The following is a 26188-nucleotide window of genomic DNA, read 5'->3' as shown; positions in this document are numbered from 1 at the left end:
TTTCACTAAAATCAAGAGTTGAAATAAAGGCATTTTTCTCTATATTTAGTGCCTGTTTTTTCTGGTTGTACAATATCTAGTGTTTATGACGTAGTTAAGACACTAGTGTTACTTCGGCTTAATATTTCATTAATACCAGCCGCGATCTTTATTAAAAATCAAGAAAAAATTTCACTTTCATCCGTATTTATCTTTTGTGGGGAATAGCTTCGGTATGCAGCAGAATTTGATGGTTACTAAACGTGATGGACGACAAGAGCCGATAGACCTCGAAAAGATTCATCGAGTTGTTATTTGGGCCGCTGAAGGATTAGACCAAGTTGCACCATCAGAAGTTGAACTCAAATCGCACATACAGTTCTACGAAGGCATTACCACATCAGACATCCATGAAACCCTAATCAAGTCAGCAGCTGATTTGATTTCTGAAACCGCGCCCGACTATCAATACCTTGCCGCTCGCTTAGCTATTTTTCATCTTCGTAAGCGAGCATTCGGTAGCTACGAGCCCCCACATTTGTTTAACCATGTAACAGCGATGGTCGAAGCTGGTCGTTACGATAAACATCTAATTGAAGACTACACGCGCGAAGAATTTGACGAGCTTAATAGCTACCTTGATCACACACGTGATATGAACTTTAGCTATGCAGCGGTTAAGCAGCTGGAAGGTAAATATCTGGTTCAAAACCGTGTCACAGGCGAAATTTATGAAAGCCCGCAGATCCTTTATATGTTGGTGTCTGCGTGCTTGTTTGCTTCTTACCCAAAAGAAACGCGTTTGGATTATGTTAAGCGTTTTTATGATGCGACCTCTCTATTCAAGCTTTCGTTACCTACGCCTATCATGGCGGGGGTGCGTACTCCAACACGTCAATTTAGCTCATGTGTACTGATTGAGTGTGGTGATAGCCTGGATTCGATTAATGCGACGGCGAGTTCGATCGTTAAATACGTATCGCAACGTGCTGGTATTGGTATTAACGCTGGTCGCATTCGTGCCATCGGCAGCCCTATACGTAACGGTGAGGCATTCCACACGGGTTGTATACCTTTCTATAAGCACTTCCAAACGGCTGTTAAATCGTGCTCACAAGGCGGTGTGCGTGGTGGTGCAGCAACCTTGTTTTATCCACTGTGGCATTTAGAGGTTGAGTCTTTACTTGTATTAAAGAATAACCGTGGAGTTGAAGAAAACCGAGTTCGCCATTTAGATTACGGGGTTCAACTCAACAAACTGATGTATCAGCGCCTAATTAAAGGTGGAAATATTACGTTGTTTAGCCCGCATGAAGTGCCTGGGTTGTATGATGCGTTCTTTGCTGATCAGGATGAGTTCGAGCGTTTATATGTTCAATACGAGCAAGACGAAAATATCCGTAAACGTACAATAAAAGCCGTCGAGTTATTTGGTTTATTGGCCTCAGAGCGCGCTTCGACTGGCCGTATCTACATTCAGAACGTAGATCACTGTAATACGCATAGCCCATTTGATCCGCTTGTGGCACCCGTTAAACAATCCAACTTGTGCCTTGAGATTGCGTTGCCTACTAAGGCCATGGACGATGTGAATGATCCAAATGGTGAGATTGCCCTCTGTACGCTTTCAGCATTCAACTTGGGAGCGTTAGAAAACTTAGATGAGCTGGAAAACTTATCCGATCTGATTGTTCGTGCTTTAGATAATTTATTGGATTACCAAGATTATCCGATTCCTGCTGCGTTCAATGCGACGGAAAATCGCCGGACGCTGGGTGTGGGTGTGACTAACTTTGCCTATTACCTTGCTAAAAATGGTGTGCGCTATTCGGATAGTTCGGCGAATGGTCTTGTGCACCGTACTTTTGAAGCGATTCAGTACTTCTTGCTTAAAGCTTCTAATGAGTTGGCTAAAGAGAAGGGGCCATGCCCGCTCTTTAATGAAACAACCTATGCTAAAGGCATTTTGCCTATTGATACCTACAAGCGTGAAATCGATGAGTTCTGTGATGAGCCATTACACTACTTCTGGGAAACATTGCGTGAAGACATTCGTGAGTTTGGTTTACGTAACAGTACCCTAACTGCACTCATGCCATGCGAAACGTCATCTCAGATTACAAACTCAACCAATGGTATTGAGCCGCCTCGTGGTTTTGTATCGGTTAAGGCGAGTAAAGATGGGATTATGAAGCAAGTAGTTCCCGAATATTCGGCGCTTAAAGATGACTATGAATTACTCTGGTCAATCCCATCTAATGAAGGTTATCTTCAGTTGGTAGGGATTATGCAGAAGTTTGTTGACCAGTCGATTTCAGCTAACACGAATTATGATCCAACTGTGTTCCCGGGTGATAAAGTGCCTATGAAGCAGCTATTAAAAGACTTGCTGACAGCCTACAAATACGGCCTTAAAACACTGTATTACCATAACACCCGAGATGGTGCGAAAGACGAGCAAGACGACGGTGGCTGTGAAGGCGGCGCCTGCAAATTGTAAGCTAGTATTCATGAGCGCCAGTAAGTGATTATTATGCTTGCTGGTTGCTTCCCCTTTTAAGTCTTTCTTACGCTGTATAGATAACTATGTCCTATTCTACATTTAATCCATCCAGTCATGATGCCACCCTAGAGCCTATGTTTTTTGGCAGAAGTGTTAACGTGGCACGTTACGATAAGCAAAAATATCCTATTTTCGAAAAGTTAATCGAAAAGCAGCTTTCATTTTTCTGGCGTCCGGAAGAGGTTGATTTAAGTAAAGACCGTAAGGACTTTATGAACATGCCGGAGCACGAAAAGCATATATTTTTGAGTAATTTGAAATACCAAACCTTGCTCGATTCGGTACAAGGTCGCTCACCCAATGTTGCGTTTTTACCCATTGTTTCCCTTCCTGAGTTAGAAACATGGTTTGAAACATGGGCGTTTAGTGAAACCATTCACAGCCGCTCATACACGCATATTATCCGTAATATAATTACGGAGCCTTCTGAGGTTTTCGATAAGATCGTTACGAACGAAGAAATCGTTAAGCGTGCCGATTCTGTAACCCGTCTTTATGATGAGTTGATTGAGCTTAATACGGTGTTCTCGATCCATGGCGAAGGGGTGCATACGTTTAAGGGGCGCGTTTATGATGTTTCGATGCGCAATCTTAAGAAGAAGCTGTACCTGACGCTGGTCTCTGTCAATGTATTGGAAGCAATCCGCTTTTATGTAAGTTTTGCGTGCTCCTTTGCGTTTGCTGAGCGAGCTATCATGGAAGGTAATGCCAAAATCATTAAATTGATTGCCCGTGACGAAGCTTTGCATTTAACGGGTACGCAGCACATGTTGAATTTATTGGCATCGGGCAATGATGATCCTGAATTCAAGTCGATTGCTCAAGAGTGCCGGGAGGATGCGTTGGCTATATTTGCTGAGGCGGCTCAGCAAGAGAAGGATTGGGCTCAATACTTGTTTAGTGAAGGATCTATTATTGGCCTGAATGCTCAAATCTTAAGCGATTATGTTGAGTACATAACTAATGTCCGCATGAAGGCATTAGGCTTTTCTGAAATGTTCCCTGCTAAGCAAAATCCATTGCCTTGGATGAATGCTTGGTTGGTCAGTGATAATGTTCAGGTCGCTCCTCAAGAATCTGAAATCAGTTCATATCTAGTGGGGCAAATTGACAACGAAGTTGACGATGGTGATTTTGACGACTTCGATTTCTAGGTGACAGGTATGTCGATTCCACGTATTAAAGTTAATCATTTTCATACGTTTTACTATCAATATGAGCCTACGGTGCTTGATTCATTAGAGGCTCAAGAGATACCGGCTCCTTACAGCTGTCGTGGCGGATATTGTGGCTGCTGTAAGGTGCGTCTGATTGACGGCGAAGTCGAGTACGTTCAAGAGAGTCTGGTTGATCTTAATGACGACGAGATTTTGACGTGCTGTTGTGTCCCAAAAACACATATTGAAATAGAGCTACCAGAGGATTAACACTCTCAATAGCGTTAGCCGCCTCTATAGCAAGCTGGTTAGTTTGCTAACCCTTCCTAGTAAGATTAATGAGCTGCCTTATATAGTATCTGGCGGCTCTTAGTATCACCACTGTTGTTTAATTACCTCCTGACTTTGTAAAAGTTATCTACAGAAGAATGATCAGCGCTCAAAATATCCACTGCAACGCGATATCTATGAATAATTCAAGCATTAATCTAGCAAATTTATCTCTTTTTTATAGATAATCCACATACTAATTTTGTAGAACACCTAGGTAAGAAAAAACAAGATTTTTTTTATTAAAAATTCTGTTGATTAATGTAAGCTGTTGATTTTGAAGTGTTTATTTGTGTTGGTTGAAAATCGAGCAATTTGCTGACGAGCCAGTAAATACGGGGCTTATAGCAATCTACTAAAAAGATATAAACAAAGTTATCCACAGATATTGGGGAAAAGTGTACAAGCTGTAATAAACGCTTTTTTTTAACCTGATGGCTCTGTTTTTTCTTTAAATTCGCATAAATCTTCAATGATGCAACTGCCGCATTTGGGTTTGCGTGCTGTGCATACATAGCGGCCATGTAGAATCATCCAGTGATGGGCATCAATCAAGAAAGGCTTAGGGATAAACTTTAATAGCTGCTTTTCAACTTCAAGAACATTTTTTCCGGGGGCTATTTTGGTTCGATTAGCGACGCGGAATATATGGGTATCAACAGCCATGGTTGGTTGCCCAAAGGCTGTATTAAGCACAACGTTAGCCGTTTTACGCCCGACCCCAGGGAGCGCTTCTAGCGCCTCACGGTTATCCGGTACCGTTGAGTTGTGAAGATCAATAAGCATTTTGCAGGCCTTGATGACATTGTCTGCTTTGCTGTTAAACAAGCCAATGGTTTTTATATAGCTTTTTAATCCATCTACCCCCAAGGCATAAATGGTTTCGGGTGTATTGGCTATTGGGTATAACTTGCGGGTGGCCTTGTTAACACTGACGTCTGTAGCTTGGGCAGATAAAATAACAGCAATTAGCAGCTCGAAAGGGGTCGTGTATTCAAGTTCTGTCTTGGGATGAGGATTCTCTGCTTGCCAGCGACTAAAAATTTCAAATCGTTTGGTTTTATTCATAAAAAAGAAGCGTTTTGGTCGGTTGGTTAGCTGTCAGGAACTAATAGGGTCATTTGGTTACGCCCATTCTCTTTGGACAGGTACAAGGCTTGATCGGCCATTTTTATCCACTGTTCGTGAGTTTGGAATATGGGGTGCACTTCGGTGAGCCCCATGCTCACGGTATAAGTAATGGTATAATCATCAACCGATACACGTGCCGCGGCTATGAGCTCTTGGATGCGTTCAACGACGCTTTGTGCCTTGCGAGCGGTTGTACCGATTAAAAGCAGTGCAAACTCTTCTCCTCCGTAGCGCCCTACGTAGTCGGTTGTCCGTGTGGCTTCACGTAGAATGTGGGCTAGGTTTTTTAGAACGGCATCACCGGCTAAGTGGCCGTATTGGTCGTTTACTTTTTTAAAGTAATCAATATCTAACATGATTAATGCTGAGCTAGACAAGCTGCGAGCGTAACGAGAGAACTCGTCTTTGAGCCGGTTTTCCCAGAAGCCTCGGTTGTACAAGCCTGTGAGCTGGTCAGTTTCACTGAGGGTTCTTAGTTGATGGTTCGCTGACTCAAGTTCTTGGCGGCTTAATGCTGTATCAGTAACATCATAGATGAGGATAGCTATTTGCTCGATACGACCCGTTGGAGAGGGTAAGGGTAACAGAGTTGCATTTTGGTACATGGTGGGCGCAAGGCCGGTGATAGGGCGGTAACTTTTAAATTTGAATAAGTACGGGCGCTGTTCCCATGTGATAAAGGATCGGTTCTTTAATAAAAATACCGAATCGACTTTATGCTTAAACCATTGCACTGGGAGCTCGGGAAAGCGTTCGAAAACGTTCTTTTTGTTCACATCGTTATACAAAAGACCTGAATGGTTTTCCATAAACTCGTTCCATAGCCTAATGCGGTATTCCCTATCTAAAATGAGAACGCCGACATCAAGGTTTTGGAGTAAGCTGAGTTGCTGATGTAACTCGGTAACGCTTTGATCTTCTGTGCTCATAAGGTCTCGAAAAATTTGGCTCGGTTATTCATAGTGGTTAAAGAGTCTTCAGTAAAGAGCAATAACAGATCGCAACTGATGGTTTTCTCTCCAATCCGATATCCTATTTCAATAGATAAGGTCTTTTCCCAGTTTTTTTGCTGGGTATCCATTTCTGGTAAGTTACCATGCAACCCGATGATGGAGGGGGGGCCTTGACTAAAATTTACGTCTAACTGTAATGCTAGACTATTTATGAAGGCGCCGCTGAGCACGTTGGCAAGATCAATGAGTATTTCTCGCTCGGCCTCGGGTGTGAGTGCATCGTCGTATCGCATCAATGTTGCCATATCCTTGATGCTTGTTTCGGTGAAAAGTAGCAGCGCTTCTCCGGCTATCCCGGATCCAACAAAGCCTTGGCTGACGGTTGCACTGGCCTCGCGTTGGATATGTGTTTGCAAAGTCATCGCAAGTTCATTAATGCTGATTAAGCGGACCCGGGGAATTGGGAGGTGGATGAAGACTCCCAGTAATCTAGCTAGTCGGTCGCCTGCTCGCCCCATAGCAACGTTAGCGATTTCTTGATAATAGCTTTGTAAATCAATCGTAGTATCTATGGGGTTATGGCGTTTGGGTTGTTCTGAATTAGGGCTTAGCTCTTGTAAAAGGCCATACTGATGCAGAATGTCACTAACGATTTGCTCGTTGATTGGCTTCTTGATGAAATCTAAGGCCCCTAGTGACTTTACGCGCTTGGTTGCGTCGGGTTGTATGTCGCCTGAAACCACGAGTACAAGCGTGGGGAGATCGTCTCGTTGAATGCGTTCTAGGACCTGATAACCATCCATGATGGGCATATTCAAGTCTAAAAATACAAGGTGCCCTAAGCCGTTTTGTATTGCCTCAAGCGCTTCTAAACCGTTTGATGCAAAGGTTATATCAACATTCCAGCCTTGTAGCGACCTCGCCATATGTTTTCTGGCGAGGGAGGAGTCATCACAAATAACGACAGGAATAGGCGTATTCAAAAGCGTTCCTTAATCATGCTGTTTTACTCTCTTTGAAATTACAGGAAAAGTGCATTCAAAGAAAACAGAGGTTTGCTTTGAATGTGTACTAGCTGATTTGTCCTGTAACTCTAACTCGGCGGCTTTCGCTGGGTTCTTTTTCGGGCTTACTTTTCGCAGCCTGTTGCTTAGCGCGTGCGTCAATAATGTTTTTAACAGCGATCAACAGTCCTAAACCAACAAATGCCCCAGGAGGTAATATAGCAAACAAAAAGCCTTTGTAATCCTCTATTAGCGTAATTTCCCAGTTTTGCGCCACAGGTCCAAACAATAGCTGCATATTAGCAAAAAGAGTGCCTGATCCTAGAGCTTCTCTTAAGCCGCCTAATACGATAAGTACCAGAGTAAAACCAAGCCCCATCATGAACCCATCAAGTGCAGAAGCTTGGACCGGATTTTTTGAAGCAAATGCATCGGCGCGACCCATGATGACGCAATTGGTAACAATGAGTGGGATAAAAATGCCAAGAATAAGATAAAGCTCATAGGTAACGGCTTGCATTAATAGCTCGATGACCGTTACAAAAGCCGCAATGATCATCACAAACACAGGTAAACGTACTGCATCTGGAACAAACTTTCGGAATATAGACACTGTTAGGTTGGAACCTGTTAACACAAGTGTGCTGGCCACCCCCAAGCTCAGCGCATTTACGACGGATGCGGTAACCGCTAATAATGGGCATAACCCCAATAACTGAACAAGTGCAGGGTTGTTAGTCCATAGGCCATCCGTTGTGATTTTTCGATAATCGATACTCATGATGCATCCTCACGTGGGGCTTGGGTGGCTGTTGAGCCTGTCGTTGGTGCCAGAAGCTCGTCACGGTTTAATTCAAAAAATTGTAGGGCACGGCCTACGGCACTGACAACAGCGCGCGGAGTGATAGTGGCACCGGTAAATTGATCAAACTGTCCACCGTCTTTTTTGACAGCCCATTCAGAATCAATAGCGCCAGTAAATTGTTTGCCGTTGAAGCTTAAGATCCAAGGTGATTTTTTTAAATCAATTTTATCACCCAATCCTGGTGTTTCTTGATGTGCAAGTACTCGAACACCCGCAACGGACGCGTCTGCATTAACGCCAACGATGAGATTAATGTTACCGGAGTAACCATCAGGAGCGATCACAGGTAAAATGACAGCGGTTACTTTCCCGTCTTTCAGGGCTTGGTAAACTCCCGCATTGTCATAACCTAGCTCGGGTGCTGGTATGTGAATTTTGCTGCTCAGAAGATCATTATCAATGTTCGCTTGAGGAATAATTTGATAAAGCGCACTCGCTTCTTCCTGGCGACGGTTTTCGGTAATCGTATCTTTAGTCAGTACTTGTGTTACGGCTATCAGCCCAGCTGTAACAATGGCAAAAATAGAGATGCCCAAGGTGTTTTTACGTAATGAGGCTATAAGCTCCATGACCTACTCCTTCATGCCGCGATTAGCTGACTTATGACCATATGTGCGTGGTTGGGTGTATTGGTCAATAAAAGGAGCGGCTAAGTTCATAATAAGTACACTAAACGCAACCGCATCTGGGTAGTTCCCCCACGTGCGGATGATATAAATTAATAAGCCAATACCTGCGCCATACCAAATTTTGCCAATGTTGCTCGTTGCTGCAGAAACGGGATCTGTAGCGATGAAGAAAGCACCGAAGATTGTCGCGCCTACGCTAATGTGAAAAATTGGATCGGTATAGTTATCCGGTGAAATGACGTAAAAGAGCAACGAGACCGCTGCTAGGGTTAATATAAGAGAGGCGGGCGTGTGCCATGTAAATATTTTTTTATACAGTAAGAAAATACCACCCATGAGATAAGCGGCGCTAACCGCATGCCATGCACCGATGTTGGCGAGCACGCTGGAGCTACGCCAAATTTCGGTTGTTGTCATGCCTGCTCGGTGACGCATCTCGTCTAGTGGCGTTGCTGAAGTGAAAGCGTCCGCAGCCGTTTGCCATCCTCCAAAAATAACATTGAGCGTGTCTGTAAAGCTGAGTACTTGCCAGCCTTCTGCCGCTTGCATGACAAAAGGACCAGTCCAGCGTGTCATTTCGATAGGAAAAGAAATGAGTACTAATGCATAAGCGATCATCGCTGGGTTAAACGGGTTTTGTCCTATTCCACCGTAAAGCTGCTTGGCGATAACTATGGCTACAAATACGGCAACCGTAGTGAGCCACCAAGGAGCAAATGGAGGGAGGGATAATGCCAACAGCACCGCTGTAACCAAAGCGCTGTTATCTTTCAGATAGAAGGAGATCGGGCGGTGGCGGGCTTTAATGCAAATAGCTTCAAACATTAAAGCCAGACTGCAAGCTAAGACTAAATTGATAAGAGTGCCCCAGCCGAAGAAAAAGGTCATCGCACAAATTCCGGGCACGGTTGCCAGAATAACCAGACGCATGACCTCAGAGGTGCCTGCTGGTTTATGAACGTGCGGTGATGTCACTCGAATTAGCGCCATAGCGATAATGTTTCCTACTCAAATTGGCTTAAAGTTTTGTTTAATTGTTCGGCATGGTTTTGCGCGGCTACAAGCGACTCTTTTAAACTAGTCAGTTCTGCTTCAGGTTCTGTCTCTTGCTGTTTTTTGATGGCTCGTTCAGCTTTTGTGACAGCCGCTCTAGCCATTGCTGCATCGACTTTCAATTGCTTGAGGTCGATACCTTGTTTCGCGGCATCAGCCTGCTGTTTAGCCTCGACGGCCTCTAGAGCAAGCTTTGCTTCGTTATGTAGCGAGGTGAGCCGGTCAATTTCGGCTTTTAATTCGACAGCGGTATCCGAACCTGCATCGGCTTCCCCTAATGCCTTTTCAGCTTTTTTGAGCTTGGTACGCATAATCGACACATTCTGTTTCAGTGTCTTTGCGTCAAGCTGGGCCTCTTCTTTCTTGGCGGGGGCAGTTGTGGGTGTCGTACTTTTAGCTTCCGCTTCATAAGCTGATTGGGCGGCTTGGTATTTAGCTGATAATTTTTCGACACCTGCTTTCATTTTTTCGGCCGCAGGGCTGCCTGATTCAATCGCTGCAGCTAATGCTTTTTCGGCCTTATCGAGTGTCGCCTTGGCTTTTTCGGCGTCTTCTTTTAAACCGTTGAGTTTAGGATTTTCTCCCGGCGCAGTATGACTAGCCTCGTTGCTTTGTTCGGCGTCGTCGAACGCCTGCTGGGCTGCGGCTGCCTTTGCCTCAAGTTCTTGAACGGTAGTGCGCAGAGATTCAATACCGTCTTGCCCTTTTTCTTCTGCGTTTTTAAGTGCTTGCTGTGCTTTTTTGAGCTTTGTACGAGCCACTGCAGCCTGCGTTTTTAGCTGCTTGAGATCAGGCCCAGATGGAGCGGCGGTAGCCGCGGACTTTTCGGCTTGCTCAAATGCTTGCTGGGCTTCATTGGCTGCTTTTTCGGCCAATTGGTGCTGTTCCGTCAGCTCTGAAAGATCATCCATCCCTTCGGCTTTAGCTTTTTCTAGCGCAGTTTGTGCTTTCTTTAGCTTTGTTCTAGCAATGGCGGCCGCTGTTTTTAGTTTCTTGAGTTCATCGCCAGGCGCTGTTGCTTTAGGTGTAGACTCGCTGGCAGGGGCCGCTTGTTTTGCTTTTTGGGCTTTCGCAGCTTGCTCTGCTCGCTCGCGGCGGCGATTTTCTTTGTCGATCTTCTCTTGCTCTAAGCGTGCCTGACGAGCTTCAAAGCGCTGGCGAGCTTGCTCAGCTTTGCGTTGTTCTGCTTCTTCTTCTCGAATTTCGTTTTTAGCATAACGGTAGTATTGCACCAACGGAATATTGCTCGGGCAAACATAGGAGCACGCGCCACACTCAATGCAATCAAATAGGTTGTGATGTTTTGCTTTTTCAAGTTCACGGCTTTTAGCAAACCAATGTAATTGTTGTGGCAATAGCTCCGCAGGGCAGACCTGCTCGCATAAACCGCAGCGTATGCACGCTAGTGCGGGTGGGGCGGGCGGCATTTCATCTAACGTGGCGGCGATGATGCAGTTTGAGGTTTTAATTACTGGGATCTGATCGTCTTCAATAGTGAATCCCATCATTGGCCCACCCATAACTAAGCGACTTAGCTTATTTTCTTGCAAGTCGGCAGCTGTGAGCAGCGTTTTGAAAGGCGTTCCAATTAAAGCCTCTAGATTTTGTGGTTTTCTAACGGCATCGCCAGTTACGGTCACAATACGTGAAATTAAAGGTATGCCCTGTGTAACCGCTTGATGAATTGCAGCAGCGGTGCCCACGTTTTGACATACGATGCCTACATCGGCGGGAATTTTGCCGCTAGGGACTTCCACACCTGTTAATAATTTAATGAGTTGTTTTTCGCCGCCTGAAGGGTACTTTGTTGGCACGACAACAATATCGATGTTCAGAGAACTCTTCCGTACCGCTTCCTCTAAAACACGTATGGCATGTGATTTGTTATCTTCAATACCGATCAAAATATGGCTGGGGCGTAGCAGATAATTAATGATCTCTATACCGCCAATAACTTGTTCTGCACGCTCACGCAACAGCATATCGTCAGCTGTGATGTAGGGTTCGCACTCAGCGGCATTGATCACTAACGTGTTCACTATGTGGTCGTCGCCAAGATGTAGCTTGATATCCGTAGGGAAACCAGCTCCGCCCATACCGGAAATGCCATGGTGCCGGATATAGTCGATAAGCTCATTCTGTTTAAGCTGGGTATAATCGGGTAAACCGGTATGGTCAATCCATGTGTCTTTGCCATCGGTTTCTATAACAATACAAGGGGCGCTTAAACCAGATACATGGGGTACAGGCTTAGGCGCAATTTCGATTACGGTGCCGGACGAAGGAGCATGGACTGAGGTACTAATTTTGCCCTGTGCAAGAGCAATGACCTGGCCTTTGAGTACATGGTGCCCTGGTTGAACGCACGGTTTTGCCGGTGCACCAATGTGCTGTTGTAACGGAACCGTTAATTGCGCTGGTACGGGGGCTGGCCGTATGGGCGAACGTGTTGATTGCTTTTTGTTTTCGGGTGGATGGATACCACCATGGAAGGCGAATATTTTGCCCATTATGCTGCGCCTCGCTGCTCACTTCCTCGGCCTGAGTCGGTTGCAATTAATGCAACGCCCGGCACGGGCTGCTCCCATTTCCATGTGTTTAACGTGGTTGGGATAGGTAACATATCAATACAATCAACAGGGCAGGGTTCTACGCATAGATCACAGCCTGTGCATTCGGAGGTTATTACGGTGTGCATTTGTTTTGCTGCGCCAACGATGGCATCGACAGGGCAGGCTTGAATACACTTGGTACAGCCGATGCACTCGTCTTCACGAATGTAGGCTATTTTTTTGATTTGCTCTTCGCCGTGCTCGGAATCCAAAGGTACTGCTTCAACGTCTAATAGGTCTGCTAATGCATCGATGGTGCTTTGGCCTCCAGGAGGACACTTGTTGATAGCGTCGCCATTAGAAATGGCCTCGGCATACGGACGGCATCCAGGGTAGCCACACTGCCCACACTGTGTTTGTGGCAATATATCGTCAATTTGATCAACGATAGGGTTGCCTTCTACTTTAAATTGAACGGCGGCATAACCGAGAATTAAGCCAAACACGACGGCTAAACCCAGCAAGACCAATATGGCAATTAATACGGCACTCATTATTGACACCTACTAAAACGAGACGAGGCCGGTAAAGCCCATAAATGCTAGTGACATTAAACCTGCGGTTACCATGCCTATGGCAGCTCCACGAAACGGTGTAGGAACATCGGCAACAGCAATACGCTCACGGATAGCGGAAAACAAGATAAGCGCTAACGAGAAGCCAACGGCGGCGCCAAATCCGTAAAAGATAGACTCCATAAAGCCGTTTTGCTTTTTTATGTTCAATAGTGCTACACCCAGCACGGCACAGTTAGTTGTGATAAGGGGTAAGAAAATGCCTAGCACCTTATAAAGAAGAGGGCTCGTTTTCTTAACCACCATCTCGGTAAACTGCACAACGACGGCTATAACCAATATAAATGAAATGGTTCTTAAGTAGCCTAAATCGAAAGGTTGTAATAAGTAGGTATAAGCAAGGTAGCTACAGACAGATGACAGTGTCAGTACGAACGTGGTCGCTAATGACATGCCCATGGCGGTTTCTAGTTTATTAGAAACGCCCATAAACGGACATAGCCCTAGGAACTGCACTAGAACGAAGTTATTCACTAATACTGTGCTGACGAGAATCAGAAGGAAATCGGTCATATTGTCTGCTTCAAAACGTTTTCCGACGGCTAAAGACCGTCGGAAAGGTTAATGAGTACCTTGCTGGTATGCGTTAACGTTACCAACGTTTTCCATGTGGTAACGGCGACAGGTAATGCTAAAAAAGTCTTTTTCGAGCAGCCCGCCGCTGAATTAACGCAATTATACCAGATCTTGCTCCCGCAACGAGGCTACTGCTTGCTTGAGTTGATCTGAATCTAGCTCATTATTGGCTGTTAACAGCAAATCAGTGTTGCTAGTGCCGGTATCGGTTAACACAATGATGCCCTGTTGTTTTAGGAGTTGGGCAACGGCATCAACTTTATCGGCTAGCTCAGCTGTAATCTCGGTGCTAACTAGCGCTGAGGCAACACGGCCTTGATCAAACAGGGCTTTTTCAAGCGAATAGATCAGGCTGCTCGCATAAGGACCTTCAACTTTGACAATAGCGGCCTTCTGGCCAAAACGGCCTGCGCGATCTTTTGCTGAGACTTGTGAACTCTCAAATAAGTTGAGGTCGGCTTGCTGATCGGCTTCAATCATCATGCCAGCTGCTACTGTTTCGTTTGTTAGGCGGTCTACGACAATAAAAGAGCCAGTGCCACGGAACGATTTGTAGTTGTCAGCGATAATTGAGCGTTCTAGTGTTAGCTCACAACGGCCAATCTCATTAAGGCCTAAGGTGGCGGTGGATGACGTTTCCAAGGTGTTAACATCAATTTTATGGCGTATAGCAGTAATTGAGCCAGCAACGCGACTAGTTAACAATTTGATATCGTACTGTTTGCCTTGAACCAATGAGTTTTCAGACATCCATACCAATGAAGCATCGAAACGATTAGTGGTACGTGGGACCTGAGCACTATTGACGAGGACATCACCGCGCGAGATGTCGATCTCATCTTCTAGCGTTAATGTAATAGCCATAGGAGGGAAGGCTTCAGGGATTTCGCCGTCAAAAGTAACAATCGATTTTACGCGTGAGGTTTTGCCAGAAGGCATAACGGTAATTTCATCACCGGGGCGAACAACACCCGATGTTAACGTGCCGCAATAGCCGCGGAAATCCAGGTTTGGGCGGTTAACATATTGAACGGGGAAGCGTAATTCATCAAAGTTCTGATCATTGATAACCGGCACCGTCTCTAACAACTTCATTAATGGCTGGCCATCGTACCAAGCCATTTTTTCAGAGGCGTTAACAACGTTATCGCCTTTTAATGCTGACATCGGAACAAATTGAATATCCGGCAAATCCAGCTGATTAGAGAAAGCGAGATAGTCTGCTTTGATTTGCTCGAATCGATCTTCGCTAAACTCAACGAGGTCCATCTTGTTGACAGCAATAATCGTGTGCTTGATACCTAATAGCGACACGATAAAGCTGTGGCGTTTAGTTTGCGTTTGTACACCATAGCGAGCATCAATCAGGATGATGGCTAGATCGCATGTCGAAGCACCGGTAGCCATGTTGCGCGTGTATTGTTCGTGCCCTGGGGTGTCCGCAATGATAAATTTGCGTTTGTCTGTCGAAAAATACCGATACGCTACATCAATTGTAATTCCTTGCTCGCGTTCGGCTTGTAAGCCATCAACTAGCAATGCGAGATCCAGTTCTTCGCCAGCGTTACCTACACGAGCGTTATCACTTTGGATTGCCGCGAGCTGGTCTTCATAAATCATTTTTGAGTCATGTAAAAGACGACCAATAAGTGTGGATTTGCCGTCATCTACGCTGCCGCAAGTCAAAAAGCGCAATAGCTCTTTGTTTTCGTGCTGGTTTAAATACTCTTTGATGTCGCTTGAAATAAGATCAGACTGGTGGCTCATGAGTTTTACTCTCTACAAATTCGTTCCTAAAAATGGATGCAATACAGGTTTTGTACTGCGCTAGGCATTTATCCCTGCCTCTAACGCGTTGGCTTGCGTTATTGAAGCGGGCTGTTGTTGTGCCTAGAAGTAACCTTCCATTTTCTTTTTCTCCATTGAGCCAGATGAATCGTGGTCAATGGCGCGGCCTTGGCGTTCCGATGTGGTCGTTAGTAGCATTTCTTGAATGATCTCAGGCAATGTTGCTGCGTCAGATTCAACAGCCCCAGTTAATGGGTAGCAGCCTAGCGTACGGAAACGCACATTTTTCATCATGGGTTTTTCGCCTTCTTGCAAAGGCATGCGCTCGTCGTCGACCATAATGAGCATGCCATCGCGCTCAACCACAGGACGGATGTCTGAGTAGTAAAGAGGAACAATCGGAATGCTCTCTAGGTAGATGTATTGCCAGATATCTAGCTCTGTCCAGTTGGATAGTGGGAAGACACGAATGCTTTCGCCTTGGTCAACACGTGTGTTGAAGATGTTCCATAGCTCAGGGCGCTGATTTTTTGGGTCCCAGCGATGGTTCTTATCGCGGAAAGAAAACACGCGCTCTTTAGCTCGTGATTTTTCCTCGTCACGACGGGCACCACCAAAAGCGGCATCAAACTTGTATTTGTTGAGTGCTTGCTTGAGTGCCTGCGTTTTCATGATGTCGGTGTGCTTAGATGACCCATGAGTAAATGGGCCTACGCCCATATCTACACCTTCTTGGTTAATGTGGACGATCAAGTCCATGCCTACTTCTTCGGCCATTTTGTCACGGAAACTGATCATTTCCTTAAACTTCCATGTGGTATCCACATGCAGTAGAGGGAAGGGAGGCTTGCCAGGGAAAAAGGCCTTGCGAGCAAGGTGCAGCATAACAGCTGAGTCTTTACCGACAGAGTAAAGCATAACTGGGTTGTCAAACTCAGCGGCTACTTCGCGAATAATTTGGATACTTTCTGATTCCAGCTGTTTTAAGTGGGTCAGACGGTGTTCTGGTAAAGATGTCATCAGTATGTGCCTACTCATTTAACTTTAAAATAGGTTAGTCGAAGCTGAAGGTTGTGGGTGCAGCTCCTCTAGAATGGGGCGCATTATTGCAAAGACGCTTATCTAATAAAAGGAATAAATAGCAATCTTGTTATTTCTAAATGGAATATATGGCGGTGTGCTTAGAGCAAACGCTTAGGTTTGGTGAGGTAATGTCTCTTATATCGCCTTTCGGTATAAGAAAATAAAAAACTATTATTTTAGGTTATATAAATTGCTGGTATTATGCCGCATAGAAATTTATCTGCACAATGATACTGGTATCTGACGTTTATGGAATTTGCTTATAGCTTTGCTGGGCTGCTAGTTGGCTTTGTTGTCGGACTTACAGGTATCGGCGGTGGGGCATTAATGACCCCTATTTTGATCGTGATATTTGGCATACCTCCGGTTGTTGCCGTGAGTACGGACCTTATATACGCGTCTGTGACCAAAAGTGGTGGGGTTTTTGCGTATGCGCGCAAACAATTAATTGCTTGGCGGGTTGTGATTTTGCTGTTGTTGGGTAGTATTCCCGGCAGTCTGCTGACCCTTAATTATCTAAAAGGGTTTGCTGATTTATCGCAAATCGAGCATTTGATGAATCTAACGTTAGGTTTTTCATTAATCCTAACGTCTATTGCTGTTTTTGGGCGTAACCGCATTCGTGAGTTTGCGCTGCAGCAAGAGAGTAAACCATGGGTATCTAGCGCACGAAAAATAAGACCTTATGTAACTTTTGTTATGGGTCTTGTGCTGGGGTGCTTGGTCACATTATCTTCCGTCGGTGCAGGTGCGCTGGGAACGGCGCTGTTGATTACCTTGTACCCAAGGATGAGCATGCCAACTATCGTTGGTACCGACTTATTTCACGCTGTTATTTTGACGGGTGTGGCGGGAGCTGGTCATTACACTATGGGTAGTGTGGATTTGGCGTTACTGGGGTATTTGTTAATAGGTTCTTTGCCGGGCGTGTTTGTCGGCAGTTACCTAGGTGCAAAGCTTTCGCCTAAGGTAATGCAGCCTATTATGGGATCTGTGTTGTTTGCTATCGGCTTGCGCTTTGTCTTGGCAGGCTGATCATAATTAGAAATTTTAGACATTAATTAAGAATCAAAGTGGGCAGTTAACTGCCAAATGGGTGAAACATGTATCAGTATAATGAAGTCGATCAGACGCTGGTTCAGGAACGAGTCGAGCAGTTCCGAGATCAGACACGACGTTTTTTGGCCGGTGAGCTGCCAGAGGATGATTTTTTAGCGCTACGATTAATGAATGGTTTATACATTCAGCGTTATGCGCCAATGTTGCGCGTGGCAGTGCCGTACGGTCTGATGTCTTCTACTCAGATGCGTAAACTGGCTCATATCGCCCGTAAGTATGATAAGGGTTATGGTCACTTCACCACCCGAACTAACATTCAATATAACTGGCCTAAGCTGGAAGAAGTGCCTGATATTTTGGCTGAATTGGCTGAAGTGCAGATGCACGCTATTCAGACTTCTGGTAACTGCATCCGTAACACTACAACGGATGAGTATGCAGGTATTAATGCGAACGAGATTGAAGATCCGCGCCCGTATTGCGAGATTATTCGTCAGTGGTCAACATTGCATCCGGAATTCGCTTATTTACCACGTAAATTTAAAATAGCAGTAACAGGTGGTCCTGAAGATCGTGCCGCTTCTCAAGTGCACGATATAGGTCTACATATTGTGCGTAATGATGAAGGTGAGGTTGGTTTTGAAGTGCTGGTTGGTGGTGGTTTAGGCCGTACGCCGTTTATTGGTAAGGTAGTACGCAGCTTTCTGCCAAAACAGCATTTGTTATCTTATCTGGATGCTATTTTACGTGTTTATAACCTCAATGGGCGTCGTGATAACAAATACAAAGCGCGTATCAAAATTTTAGTAGATGCGATGGGTGTTGAAGCATTTTCTGAGTTAGTCGAAGCAGAATGGCAATCCTTTGGTAAGGATGGTCAGTTAACATTGACTGAGGCTGAAATTGAGCGTGCTAAATCATTCTTCAAACCGCTGGATTATGATCTTTCTGCGGCTAATGACACCAGCTTGGCGCAGCAATTAGCAGATGATAAAGCCTTTAATGCTTGGTATGAGCGCAATACGGTAGCGCACAAAGTGGATGGCTATCGTGCAGTGGTTGTGTCTCTTAAGCCGCTGTTGAAAGCACCGGGTGATATTACTGATGCGCAAATGGATTTGGTGGCTGATTTGGCTGACCAATACAGCATGGGTGAGATTCGCTCTACGCATCATCAAAACCTCGTTTTGGGTGAAGTTAAAAAATCCGATCTATATGCGTTATGGAAGGTGTTAGAGGCTAATGAGTTGGCGCGTGCCAACGTCGGTACGTTAACCGATATGATTTGCTGCCCAGGCTTTGATTTCTGTGCTTTGGCAAACGCTAAAACCATTAATATTGCAGAGCAGATCAACCAGTGTTTCGATGATTTGGATCATTTGTATGATCTGGGTGATATACGACTCAATATGTCTGGTTGTATCAATGCATGTGGTCACCATCATGTCGCTGATATTGGTATTTTGGGCGTGGATAAGAAAGGCGAAGATTGGTATCAAATTACGCTGGGTGGCTCATCTAAAGCCGATGCACGTCTAGGTAAGGTGCTGGGTAAGGCGGTTGCCGCAGATGATGTTGCTAAAACCCTGCAAACCGTTTTGTCGGTCTATGTTGAAAACCGCACTGAAGAAGAGTCGTTTGCTGACACTGTTCAGCGCTTAGGTATTGCACCGTTTAAGGAGAGAGTTTATGCCCCTGTTAATTAATCGAGCGGTTGCTGAAAATGATCCATGGCAGTTTGTCTCTGCGGATGCTATCGAGGCGAATGCGGACTTACCGGTAGGTGATATTGTCGTTCCTTTTGCCTATTACCTAGAGAATAAAACACAGTTGCTAGCGCGTGAGGGAAAAGTGGCTGTGGTCGTCAATGGTGATGATGATTTGCAGGCGCTTATTGCTTGTTTGTCTGAGCTGTCATTGGTGGCAATTGATTTCCCTGCTTTTCGTGATGGTCGTGGTTTCAGTATTGCGCGTAAGGTTGTGCGCGCAGGCTTTAAAGGAGAGGTGCGGGCTGTAGGTGATGTTGGTCGAGACCGCCTAGAGTACATGGAAAACTGTGGCTTTAACGCTTTTGATATTAGTGATGAGGCGTTCAGTGATGACACGCTTAAAGCGTTCACTGAAATTACGGTGAACTATCAAGGTACAGCTGCAGATCCGCGTCCTATTTTCCGTCGTTAAGCCTAATAAGGTGAGATTCTCCTGCCAAATATGTGCAGGAGAAAGGAGTGAAGTGTAATGAGTATTGATTTAGCGGCTGCTAATGCGGCGCTTGAGGGTAAAACGCCTCAAGAAATTATTGCCTGGGCAATAGAAAACTCTGAGAGCCCGTTAGTAACTACGAATTTTCGACCTTACGAATCCGTCATACTGCATATGGCTGTTCAAGCAAAGCCTGATATTAAAGTGTTATGGGTTGATTCGGGTTACAATACATCAGCTACCTATCGCTTTGCTGAAAAAGTAATTCAAGACTTAAACTTGAATGTAGAAACATACATTCCTCAGCAAACATCGGCGCGCCGTAATGTGTTGATGAAAGGTATTCCTGATGTAGGTGATGAGTTGCATGATGAGTTTACTCGTCAAGTTAAGCTTGAGCCTTTTCAGCGTGCTTTGGCCGAGTTGAAGCCGGATTTGTGGCTAAACGCGATTCGTAAAGATCAGACCGAGTTTCGCCAGTCACTTGAAATTGTTTCTGCCAGCAAAGACGGCATAATTAAGGTGGCTCCATTATTCAATTGGACAGATGCTGATCTTGAGGCGTATCTTGAACAGCATAATCTGCCAAACGAGCATGATTACTTTGACCCTACAAAAGCGGTTGAAAATCGCGAGTGTGGATTGCACACTCAGCTGTAACTTTACTCGCTAATTTCCACTGAATGGGCCCGAAGTGATCATTGCCTGAGCCATTAAGGTTTTGTTGGCTCGTTCAGTCATTGAGGGTTCATTGTGGATTTTTTACCTCTCTTCTTTAATCTTAAAGGTCGTCAGGCGCTATTAGTTGGTGGTGGCGATGTCGCTTTGCGTAAAGCGCGTTTGCTAAAACGGGCTGGCGTGTCGTTAACGGTTGTTTCTCATGCGGTTGTTGATGAGCTAAGGCTTATGCTGCGTGACCCTGATGATCAAATCATTATCGGTGAATATCACCCCTCATTGCTTGATAGTAAGTGTTTGGTAATAGCTGCAACCGATGATAACGCGCTGCATGAGCGGATTCATTTTGATGCACTCGATAAGAATGTCCCCGTTAACGTTGTGGATACGCCTGCGTTATGCACGTTCATATTCCCTGCTATTGTGGATCGTTCCCCTATCGTTATTGGTATTACTTCTGGCGGCGAATCACCTGTATTGGCAAGGCTGCTTCGGGCGCGTTTAGAAACGCTAATCCCTTCAGGGTACAGTCGCTTGGGTGGTTTGGCTGCCCGATTTAGAAGCCAAGTGAAGGCACGCTTTACATCGTTGAATGATCGTCGTCGCTTCTGGGAGAATGTGTTAGAAGGTCAGATCGCGGAAAAGGTGTTTTCTGGGCGCAATGAAGAGGCGGAAGCACAGCTGAAAACGGCTATAGAGCAAGGTGATACGGGGCATAGAAGTGGAGAGGTCTACCTGGTAGGGGCTGGTCCCGGTGATCCTGAGTTGCTTACGTTTAAAGCGTTGCGCTTGATGCAGCAAGCAGATGTCGTCTTTTATGACAACCTTGTATCCAAAGAAGTGTTGGATCTTTGTCGTCGTGACGCAGACTTGGTGTATGTTGGTAAGCGTCGAGATAACCATGCTGTCCCTCAAGAAGGTATTAATCAGCTGTTGGTTGAGCATGCTAAAAAAGGAAAACGTGTTGTTCGCCTGAAAGGTGGCGACCCTTTCATTTTTGGTCGTGGTGGCGAAGAGCTAGAAGAGTTGAAAGCACATGGTATCCCTTTTCAGGTGGTGCCGGGCATTACCGCTGCAAGTGCTTGCTCCACGTATGCTGGTATTCCGCTAACGCACCGAGGCTATGCGCAGTCAGTCAAATTTGTAACCGGTCAGCTTAAGAATCGCCAGCAAGCCTTAGAGTATGCGGAGCTAGTGCACCCTAATCAAACGGTGGTGTTTTATATGGGGCTCCATACCTTGCCTGTTTTGGTTCAAGGTTTGCTGGATCATGGCAAGCCGTCTGCCACGCCGATTGCTATTGTGTCTAAAGGGACGGCGGCCGATCAGCGTGTATTGACGGGAACCCTGGAAGATATCGTTGATAAACAGGCCGATGCGAAGCTAGAGGCGCCTGCGCTGATCATCGTGGGTGAAGTGGTTGATCTTCACGAGCAGCTTGCGTGGTTTGGTCAGCAAGAGCAGAGTAATGTGACCCATGCTTTAGGAATGTTGAAAACGACCGCCGAAAAGTAGCGTAAAGGTGGGCGGCACTCAGGTGGTGAGGCGTATCACTTGAGTGTTTGTAGCATGCTATTGGCCAAGGTTTGCATACGTTGTAAGCCGATATCCGCTTTTTCTAAAAAATCTTGGTCGGCTTGGGTTGGGTTGTACCAAAATGTGCCTGAAACATGACAGCGCTTAGCTAGTTTGTGAATGCCTAAGTCTTCAAGAGTGTACCCTAGTTGGGTCCATCGCTCTGTTAATTGAGCCTCAGTTTGATGGCTCCTTATGCCCGCGTTATTAATGTGCTGAACATAGACTGAAGTAGCTCTTGCTGCTAGAACAACTTCTCGTAAAGCAGAGATAGACTCCAGTTTGCGCTTATTATTGGCTCTATTTAGATTGGTAAGCCATTGAGTAGCGTGTTTGATTAGCTGCCATAGCGGGATCCCTGTTTCCAATGCGGGCATGTGCTGTCCTTATAACCGGCTTTGTTGATATAGAGATGACGATTAGATCGTTTTTTAGCCTGAACCTTTCGAACTGAACGCTATCACAGATACAGCCAATTTATTAGTACGCTCGTTACTATTTCAAATGGCTTATGCGAGAATGCTCACACTCAGATAGTGGGGAATCCAGTGTAACTTTTTTTGTTATCTATAGCAGACAAAGCTTATCTATTTGCTTTAAATTTATAGCTGGTTGTTCTACTATTGTCGGCCATCAGATGATGGATGTTTTACTGACACAGGATGTTGTTTAAATGGACTTAAGACTCACAGTTACCAGTGGGCAGCGCCAGTTACTTGGTGATGTCTATCAAGTTGATGTTAATTCAGACATTTTTTCTATTGGAAGGTCTGCGGACAATACGTGGGTTCTGCCCGATGCTCGCCTTCATATCTCCAGCAAGCACTGTGTTATTCATAAAAAAAATGACGAGTACCATCTAACCGACATCAGTACGAATGGTGTTTTCGTTAATGATGACGAAGACCCTGTAGGACGTGGTCGGACGGTTATTCTAAAAAATGCCGATATGTTGACGATCGGCGAGTTTAAAATCAGAGTGGACTTGCGTTCGCCCTTTGATGGTACTGCTTCTCAAACCGACATAGAGGAGCTGCTAACACCTAACGATACTCGTGAGACGACACCTGAGTTCTCTGAAATTATGGATCAGGTGGCAGTCCAAGGTGAACGAGAGATCGCTATTAGCGAGATTGATGAACTACTCGCTCCTAAAAGTCACCAGTTGTCTTCTGAAACACCAAGTGTCAGTGAGTTAATGGCTCCGGTTTCTCCCGAGCGGGAGCAGTTCAAGCCACCAGAAGCCAAACAGCCTTCAGTGCGGCCTCAAACTGCTAACCGTGAAGCGTTGTTAAATGATGCGCCACAGACCGATACCGACAAAGAGCCTGCTCCATCTATTCCTGATAACTGGTTGGATTTGTTAGGTCAGCCGTCTGCTAGCGATAAAGAGCCTGTTGAGCCGGTAGAAAAACCAGCGGTAAGTACTTCAAGCCCTGCACCTGCTAAGTTGGCAGTGGATGTGCCTGCACCTTCTGTTGATGAGGAGTTTGAAGGGTTGATCAATGCTGCTTCTACTTCCACGCCACGCAAGCCGTCAACAGAAAAAGCGTCTTTAAGTACTCCTGTTGAAAGCGCAGAACCTCCCGCTACTAAACAAGTTGTTGATACGGTTGAGCCTGCAGCTGATTCAATTATTGATGCTGCACTAGCTTTGTTAAATGAAAAGCCTGCGGCGCCTCTTGAACCAGATCCAGCGCCGGTACTTGATAAAGAGCAGCAAGACGCCGAAAACGAGTTGGCTGCACTGCTGAATAAAGAGCCAAAAAATGTGCCGGTTAAATCGACCTTCGAGGAGAAGGATGGCTCCGCATTTGCTGCTCGCCCTGAGCCTGAGGTGACGCTTGCACAAACTCAATTTAAGACAGTGACTCATCATCAGGCGCCACTCCATGAGCCGCTAGAGACAAATAAAACACCTTCGACGGGTGAGGTTGGTCAATCGGATCTCTTTGACGAGTTTTTAGAAGCGGCGGGTATCCCTGTTGCTTTGCTGGAAGGCAAAGATAAATCACAGCTTGCTCAAGAAATGGGCGCTATGATTAAGAACTATTCTCAGGGAGTAGTAGAGACCTTAGCGACGCGTAGTTTGGTTAAAAGTGAATTCCGTCTGCAGCAAACTATGATTCGCCCAGTAGATAATAACCCTCTGAAATTTTCGCCATCGGGAACAGAAGCATTAAAAATTATGATGCTAGCTGATTCGGCTGCTTACATGTCAGCGCCACGAGCGGTAGATGAGGGCTTTAAAGATATTCAGGCACACCAGTTGGCGATGATGTCCGGTATTCAAGCCGCTTTTGCTCACTTGTTAGAGCGCTTTAATCCGGAAGATTTGCAACGTAAATTTGATCGTCGCCCGCGTCATCAAAAGGGTATTTTGGGGCGGCAGCGCGTGGATTATTGGCTTGAGTATGTCGATTTTTATGATGATATCTGCGCCATGATGGAAGATCAATTTCAAGACCTGTTTTCCGCCGAGTTTGGTAAAGCTTATGAAGATCAGTTAAGGAGTTTGGACAAATGATGGTACTACGGCATGTTGCTAGTCTGATTCTATGTGTCGCTTTATTATCAGGGTGCTCATCCATGAACCCTTTTTCTGAAGACGAAGAAACTAATATCAAGCTCGAAATGGTTATAGAAGCCGCGCATGATGTTAACCCTGATAGTAACGGTGTGCCTTCACCAATAGAGATCCGTTTGTATCAGCTGAATTCATTGTCGGAGTTTGATCAGGCTGATTTTTTCACGCTTTATAATGAAGAGCCTTTGCAGTCGACATTATTAGATACGCGCATTTTCTTGATGAGCCCTAGCCAATTAGAAGAGCTTAAAACTGACCTTAAGCCTGACGCGCAATATATAGCGATCATTGCGGCTTATCAGGATATTGATAATGCAGTCTGGAAAGATGTGATCCAGGTACGTGACTCGCGCGGCTTTTTGAAAAGAATGATTAGTTCGCAAAAGGTAATGACATTGCGGGCTTTAGCGTTGACAAGCCGCATACTGCTGACCGATCAGGAGTAAGGCAATGAGTTGGCATAAAAAGGTCGCATGGCTTGAGGGGATGTTTATACGCCCTCAGCATTTTCAGCAGCAGGATCGCTATGTTGAAGGAATGGTCTCATCGCTCAATGCTCAATTAACCAGCTATGGTTGGGGAGTATCAGAGCTTGATATTGATGAGTCGGCTTTACGGTTGGGTAATATAGTCATAAGGCGTTGCCGCGCTATTTTGCCTGACGGTACTCCTATTAATGTACCAGCAGAGGATGATGTCCCCGAACCCATATCGCTCAGTGTTGAGGATGAGGGGGGATTGATTTATCTAGGGTTGCCGTTATGGCGAGCCGGCGCAAAAGAGATGGATAGACAAGCAGCACCTGATGCCAATGCACGCTTTCGTATTGATAATATCGAAGTTTCTGACGTCGTCATGGGTAGTCGCAGCTTGGCTGATGTGGAGGTTGCAGGGAAAAAATTATCTGTGCTATCGCAGCAGCAGTATCATCAGCAATATTCGGCAATACCTATCGCGCGAGTTAAGCTGATTAAAAATCGTTCGGTGATTCTGGACGAAGGGTTTATTCCGCCAGCGCTTGATTTCCTTGCGGTAGAAGGGCTTGGTCGTAGTTTGAAAGAAATCCATGGCTTGACCCATATGCGAAGCGAAGCATTAGCTGAACGTATTAAGTCAACGTCCGGTGGTGGCTCTGCCGAAATGGCCGACTTTCTACTACTTCAATTGTTAAATCGATACGAGCCTGTGTTGGCGCATTATCTAGTCAGTGATCAACTACATCCGCAAACTGTTTATCAAACATTGATTCAGTTCGCAGGTGAGTTGGCTACATTTACACATCCCGATAAAAAAGTAGCTGAGATGCCGGTTTATCAGCATCTGGATTTAGAAGCTACCTTTACGGCACTAGAGCAACTATTACAGCAGCCACTCAGTACAATGCTGGATCAGAGCGCGGTTCGAATCGAGCTGAGCGAAAAAGGCTTTGGGATTAGAGTAGGGTTTATTCCTGAAACAGAAATAGCGGCGACTAATTTTGTGCTGTCGGTTAGAGCGGATATGCCTCGTGAAGATTTACGTCGCTTGTTTCCAGTACAGGCTAAAGTGGGGCCAATTGAGCAGATTAATAACTTAGTTAACAGACAGTTGCCAGGCGTAAGAATTGAGCCTCTACCTGTTGCTCCAAGGCAAGTTCCCTATTATTCGGGGGCTGTCTATTTTGAGTTAGATACGCAAGGGCAATGGTGGAACGTGATACATGCCTCCAAAGGATTGGCGTTGCATATTGGTAATCAATTTCCCGGTGTTAAATTAGAGTTATGGGCTATTAAATAGCGCCTTACTAGCA

23 protein-coding genes are annotated in these 26188 nt (G+C 45.4%); 11 read left to right on the top strand and 12 right to left on the bottom strand.

What is annotated here, in order from left to right:
- The first annotated feature begins 214 nt into the window (after positions 1–214).
- The 3 genes from nrdA to yfaE all read left to right on the top strand — a co-directional run bounded on the left by nrdA (position 215) and on the right by yfaE (position 3969).
- Positions 215–2479 carry a class 1a ribonucleoside-diphosphate reductase subunit alpha gene (gene nrdA, locus OW491_RS14225; protein ID WP_290036589.1) on the top strand — a complete coding sequence of 755 codons (2265 nt, stop codon included), beginning with the start codon at positions 215–217 and terminating at the stop codon, positions 2477–2479.
- A gap of 86 nt (positions 2480–2565) precedes the next feature.
- Entirely contained in the window at positions 2566–3696 is a 1131-nt protein-coding gene (gene nrdB / locus OW491_RS14220; protein WP_075171580.1) for a class Ia ribonucleoside-diphosphate reductase subunit beta, read from the top strand.
- A gap of 9 nt (positions 3697–3705) precedes the next feature.
- The gene (yfaE, locus tag OW491_RS14215) at positions 3706–3969 is read left to right on the top strand and encodes a class I ribonucleotide reductase maintenance protein YfaE (protein WP_075171581.1); all 264 of its coding nucleotides are present in this window, start codon (positions 3706–3708) and stop codon (positions 3967–3969) included.
- Between the two features lie 486 nt (positions 3970–4455).
- On the opposite strand, the gene nth is transcribed toward yfaE, so the two are convergent.
- From nth to cysD, 11 genes are all read right to left on the bottom strand, one after another.
- Positions 4456–5097, bottom strand: coding sequence for an endonuclease III (gene nth, locus OW491_RS14210; protein WP_277252801.1), 642 nt, complete (start codon positions 5095–5097; stop codon positions 4456–4458).
- 26 nt (positions 5098–5123) lie between these two features.
- Positions 5124–6089, bottom strand: a complete 966-nt coding sequence (locus OW491_RS14205; RefSeq protein ID WP_075171583.1) for a diguanylate cyclase — start codon at positions 6087–6089, stop codon at positions 5124–5126.
- A complete protein-coding gene (locus OW491_RS14200) occupies positions 6086–7096 on the bottom strand; it encodes a response regulator (RefSeq protein WP_246283321.1) in 1011 nt (336 codons plus the stop codon). Before OW491_RS14200 ends, OW491_RS14205 begins: the two co-directional genes overlap by 4 nt.
- A gap of 88 nt (positions 7097–7184) precedes the next feature.
- On the bottom strand, positions 7185–7898 hold the full coding sequence (locus tag OW491_RS14195; protein ID WP_290036587.1) for an electron transport complex subunit E: 714 nt from the start codon (positions 7896–7898) through the stop codon (positions 7185–7187).
- Positions 7895–8551 carry an electron transport complex subunit RsxG gene (gene rsxG, locus OW491_RS14190; RefSeq protein ID WP_290036585.1) on the bottom strand — a complete coding sequence of 219 codons (657 nt, stop codon included), beginning with the start codon at positions 8549–8551 and terminating at the stop codon, positions 7895–7897. Before rsxG ends, OW491_RS14195 begins: the two co-directional genes overlap by 4 nt.
- Positions 8552–8554: 3 nt before the next feature.
- Positions 8555–9601, bottom strand: a complete 1047-nt coding sequence (gene rsxD / locus OW491_RS14185) for an electron transport complex subunit RsxD (protein ID WP_290036584.1) — start codon at positions 9599–9601, stop codon at positions 8555–8557.
- 14 nt (positions 9602–9615) lie between these two features.
- Positions 9616–12174 carry an electron transport complex subunit RsxC gene (gene rsxC / locus OW491_RS14180; RefSeq protein WP_290036582.1) on the bottom strand — a complete coding sequence of 853 codons (2559 nt, stop codon included), beginning with the start codon at positions 12172–12174 and terminating at the stop codon, positions 9616–9618.
- On the bottom strand, positions 12174–12770 hold the full coding sequence (gene rsxB / locus OW491_RS14175; RefSeq protein WP_075171589.1) for an electron transport complex subunit RsxB: 597 nt from the start codon (positions 12768–12770) through the stop codon (positions 12174–12176). The genes rsxC and rsxB overlap by 1 nt, the downstream gene beginning before the upstream one ends.
- Positions 12771–12782: 12 nt before the next feature.
- Positions 12783–13364, bottom strand: a complete 582-nt coding sequence (rsxA, locus tag OW491_RS14170) for an electron transport complex subunit RsxA (RefSeq protein ID WP_075171590.1) — start codon at positions 13362–13364, stop codon at positions 12783–12785.
- A gap of 162 nt (positions 13365–13526) precedes the next feature.
- Positions 13527–15194, bottom strand: a complete 1668-nt coding sequence (cysN, locus tag OW491_RS14165) for a sulfate adenylyltransferase subunit CysN (protein ID WP_075171591.1) — start codon at positions 15192–15194, stop codon at positions 13527–13529.
- Positions 15195–15317: 123 nt separating this feature from the next.
- Positions 15318–16235: a sulfate adenylyltransferase subunit CysD gene (gene cysD, locus OW491_RS14160; protein WP_075171592.1), complete on the bottom strand. Its 918-nt coding sequence runs from the start codon at positions 16233–16235 to the stop codon at positions 15318–15320.
- Positions 16236–16547: 312 nt separating this feature from the next.
- Between cysD and OW491_RS14155 the strand changes: the two genes are divergently transcribed.
- The 5 genes from OW491_RS14155 (at position 16548) to cysG (ending at position 21752) form a co-directional block, all read left to right on the top strand.
- Entirely contained in the window at positions 16548–17333 is a 786-nt protein-coding gene (locus OW491_RS14155) for a sulfite exporter TauE/SafE family protein (protein ID WP_075171593.1), read from the top strand.
- Between the two features lie 68 nt (positions 17334–17401).
- Positions 17402–19063, top strand: a complete 1662-nt coding sequence (locus tag OW491_RS14150; protein WP_075178809.1) for a nitrite/sulfite reductase — start codon at positions 17402–17404, stop codon at positions 19061–19063.
- Positions 19047–19538 (top strand): DUF934 domain-containing protein, encoded by a 492-nt coding sequence (locus OW491_RS14145; protein WP_178968403.1) that lies wholly within the window; start codon positions 19047–19049, stop codon positions 19536–19538. Before OW491_RS14150 ends, OW491_RS14145 begins: the two co-directional genes overlap by 17 nt.
- A 57-nt stretch (positions 19539–19595) precedes the next feature.
- On the top strand, positions 19596–20219 hold the full coding sequence (locus tag OW491_RS14140; protein WP_290036581.1) for a phosphoadenosine phosphosulfate reductase family protein: 624 nt from the start codon (positions 19596–19598) through the stop codon (positions 20217–20219).
- A gap of 93 nt (positions 20220–20312) precedes the next feature.
- A complete protein-coding gene (gene cysG, locus OW491_RS14135) occupies positions 20313–21752 on the top strand; it encodes a siroheme synthase CysG (RefSeq protein ID WP_290036579.1) in 1440 nt (479 codons plus the stop codon).
- 35 nt (positions 21753–21787) lie between these two features.
- On the opposite strand, the gene OW491_RS14130 is transcribed toward cysG, so the two are convergent.
- A complete protein-coding gene (locus OW491_RS14130; RefSeq protein ID WP_075171598.1) occupies positions 21788–22189 on the bottom strand; it encodes a hypothetical protein in 402 nt (133 codons plus the stop codon).
- A gap of 296 nt (positions 22190–22485) precedes the next feature.
- Between OW491_RS14130 and tagH the strand changes: the two genes are divergently transcribed.
- The 3 genes from tagH to tssK are packed head-to-tail and all read left to right on the top strand — an operon-like array spanning position 22486 to position 26175.
- Positions 22486–24339 carry a type VI secretion system-associated FHA domain protein TagH gene (gene tagH / locus OW491_RS14125; protein WP_290036578.1) on the top strand — a complete coding sequence of 618 codons (1854 nt, stop codon included), beginning with the start codon at positions 22486–22488 and terminating at the stop codon, positions 24337–24339.
- Entirely contained in the window at positions 24336–24845 is a 510-nt protein-coding gene (gene tssJ, locus OW491_RS14120; RefSeq protein ID WP_075171600.1) for a type VI secretion system lipoprotein TssJ, read from the top strand. Before tagH ends, tssJ begins: the two co-directional genes overlap by 4 nt.
- 4 nt (positions 24846–24849) lie before the next feature.
- Positions 24850–26175, top strand: a complete 1326-nt coding sequence (tssK, locus tag OW491_RS14115) for a type VI secretion system baseplate subunit TssK (protein WP_290036576.1) — start codon at positions 24850–24852, stop codon at positions 26173–26175.
- Positions 26176–26188 lie beyond the last annotated feature (13 nt).

It is taken from the genome of Neptunomonas sp. CHC150 (assembly GCF_030397555.1).
GTDB classification, from domain to species: Bacteria; Pseudomonadota; Gammaproteobacteria; order Pseudomonadales; family Balneatricaceae; genus Neptunomonas; species Neptunomonas phycophila.
Note: the sequence above shows the minus strand (reverse complement) of the source record. Positions and strands in the feature narration are given on the sequence as shown.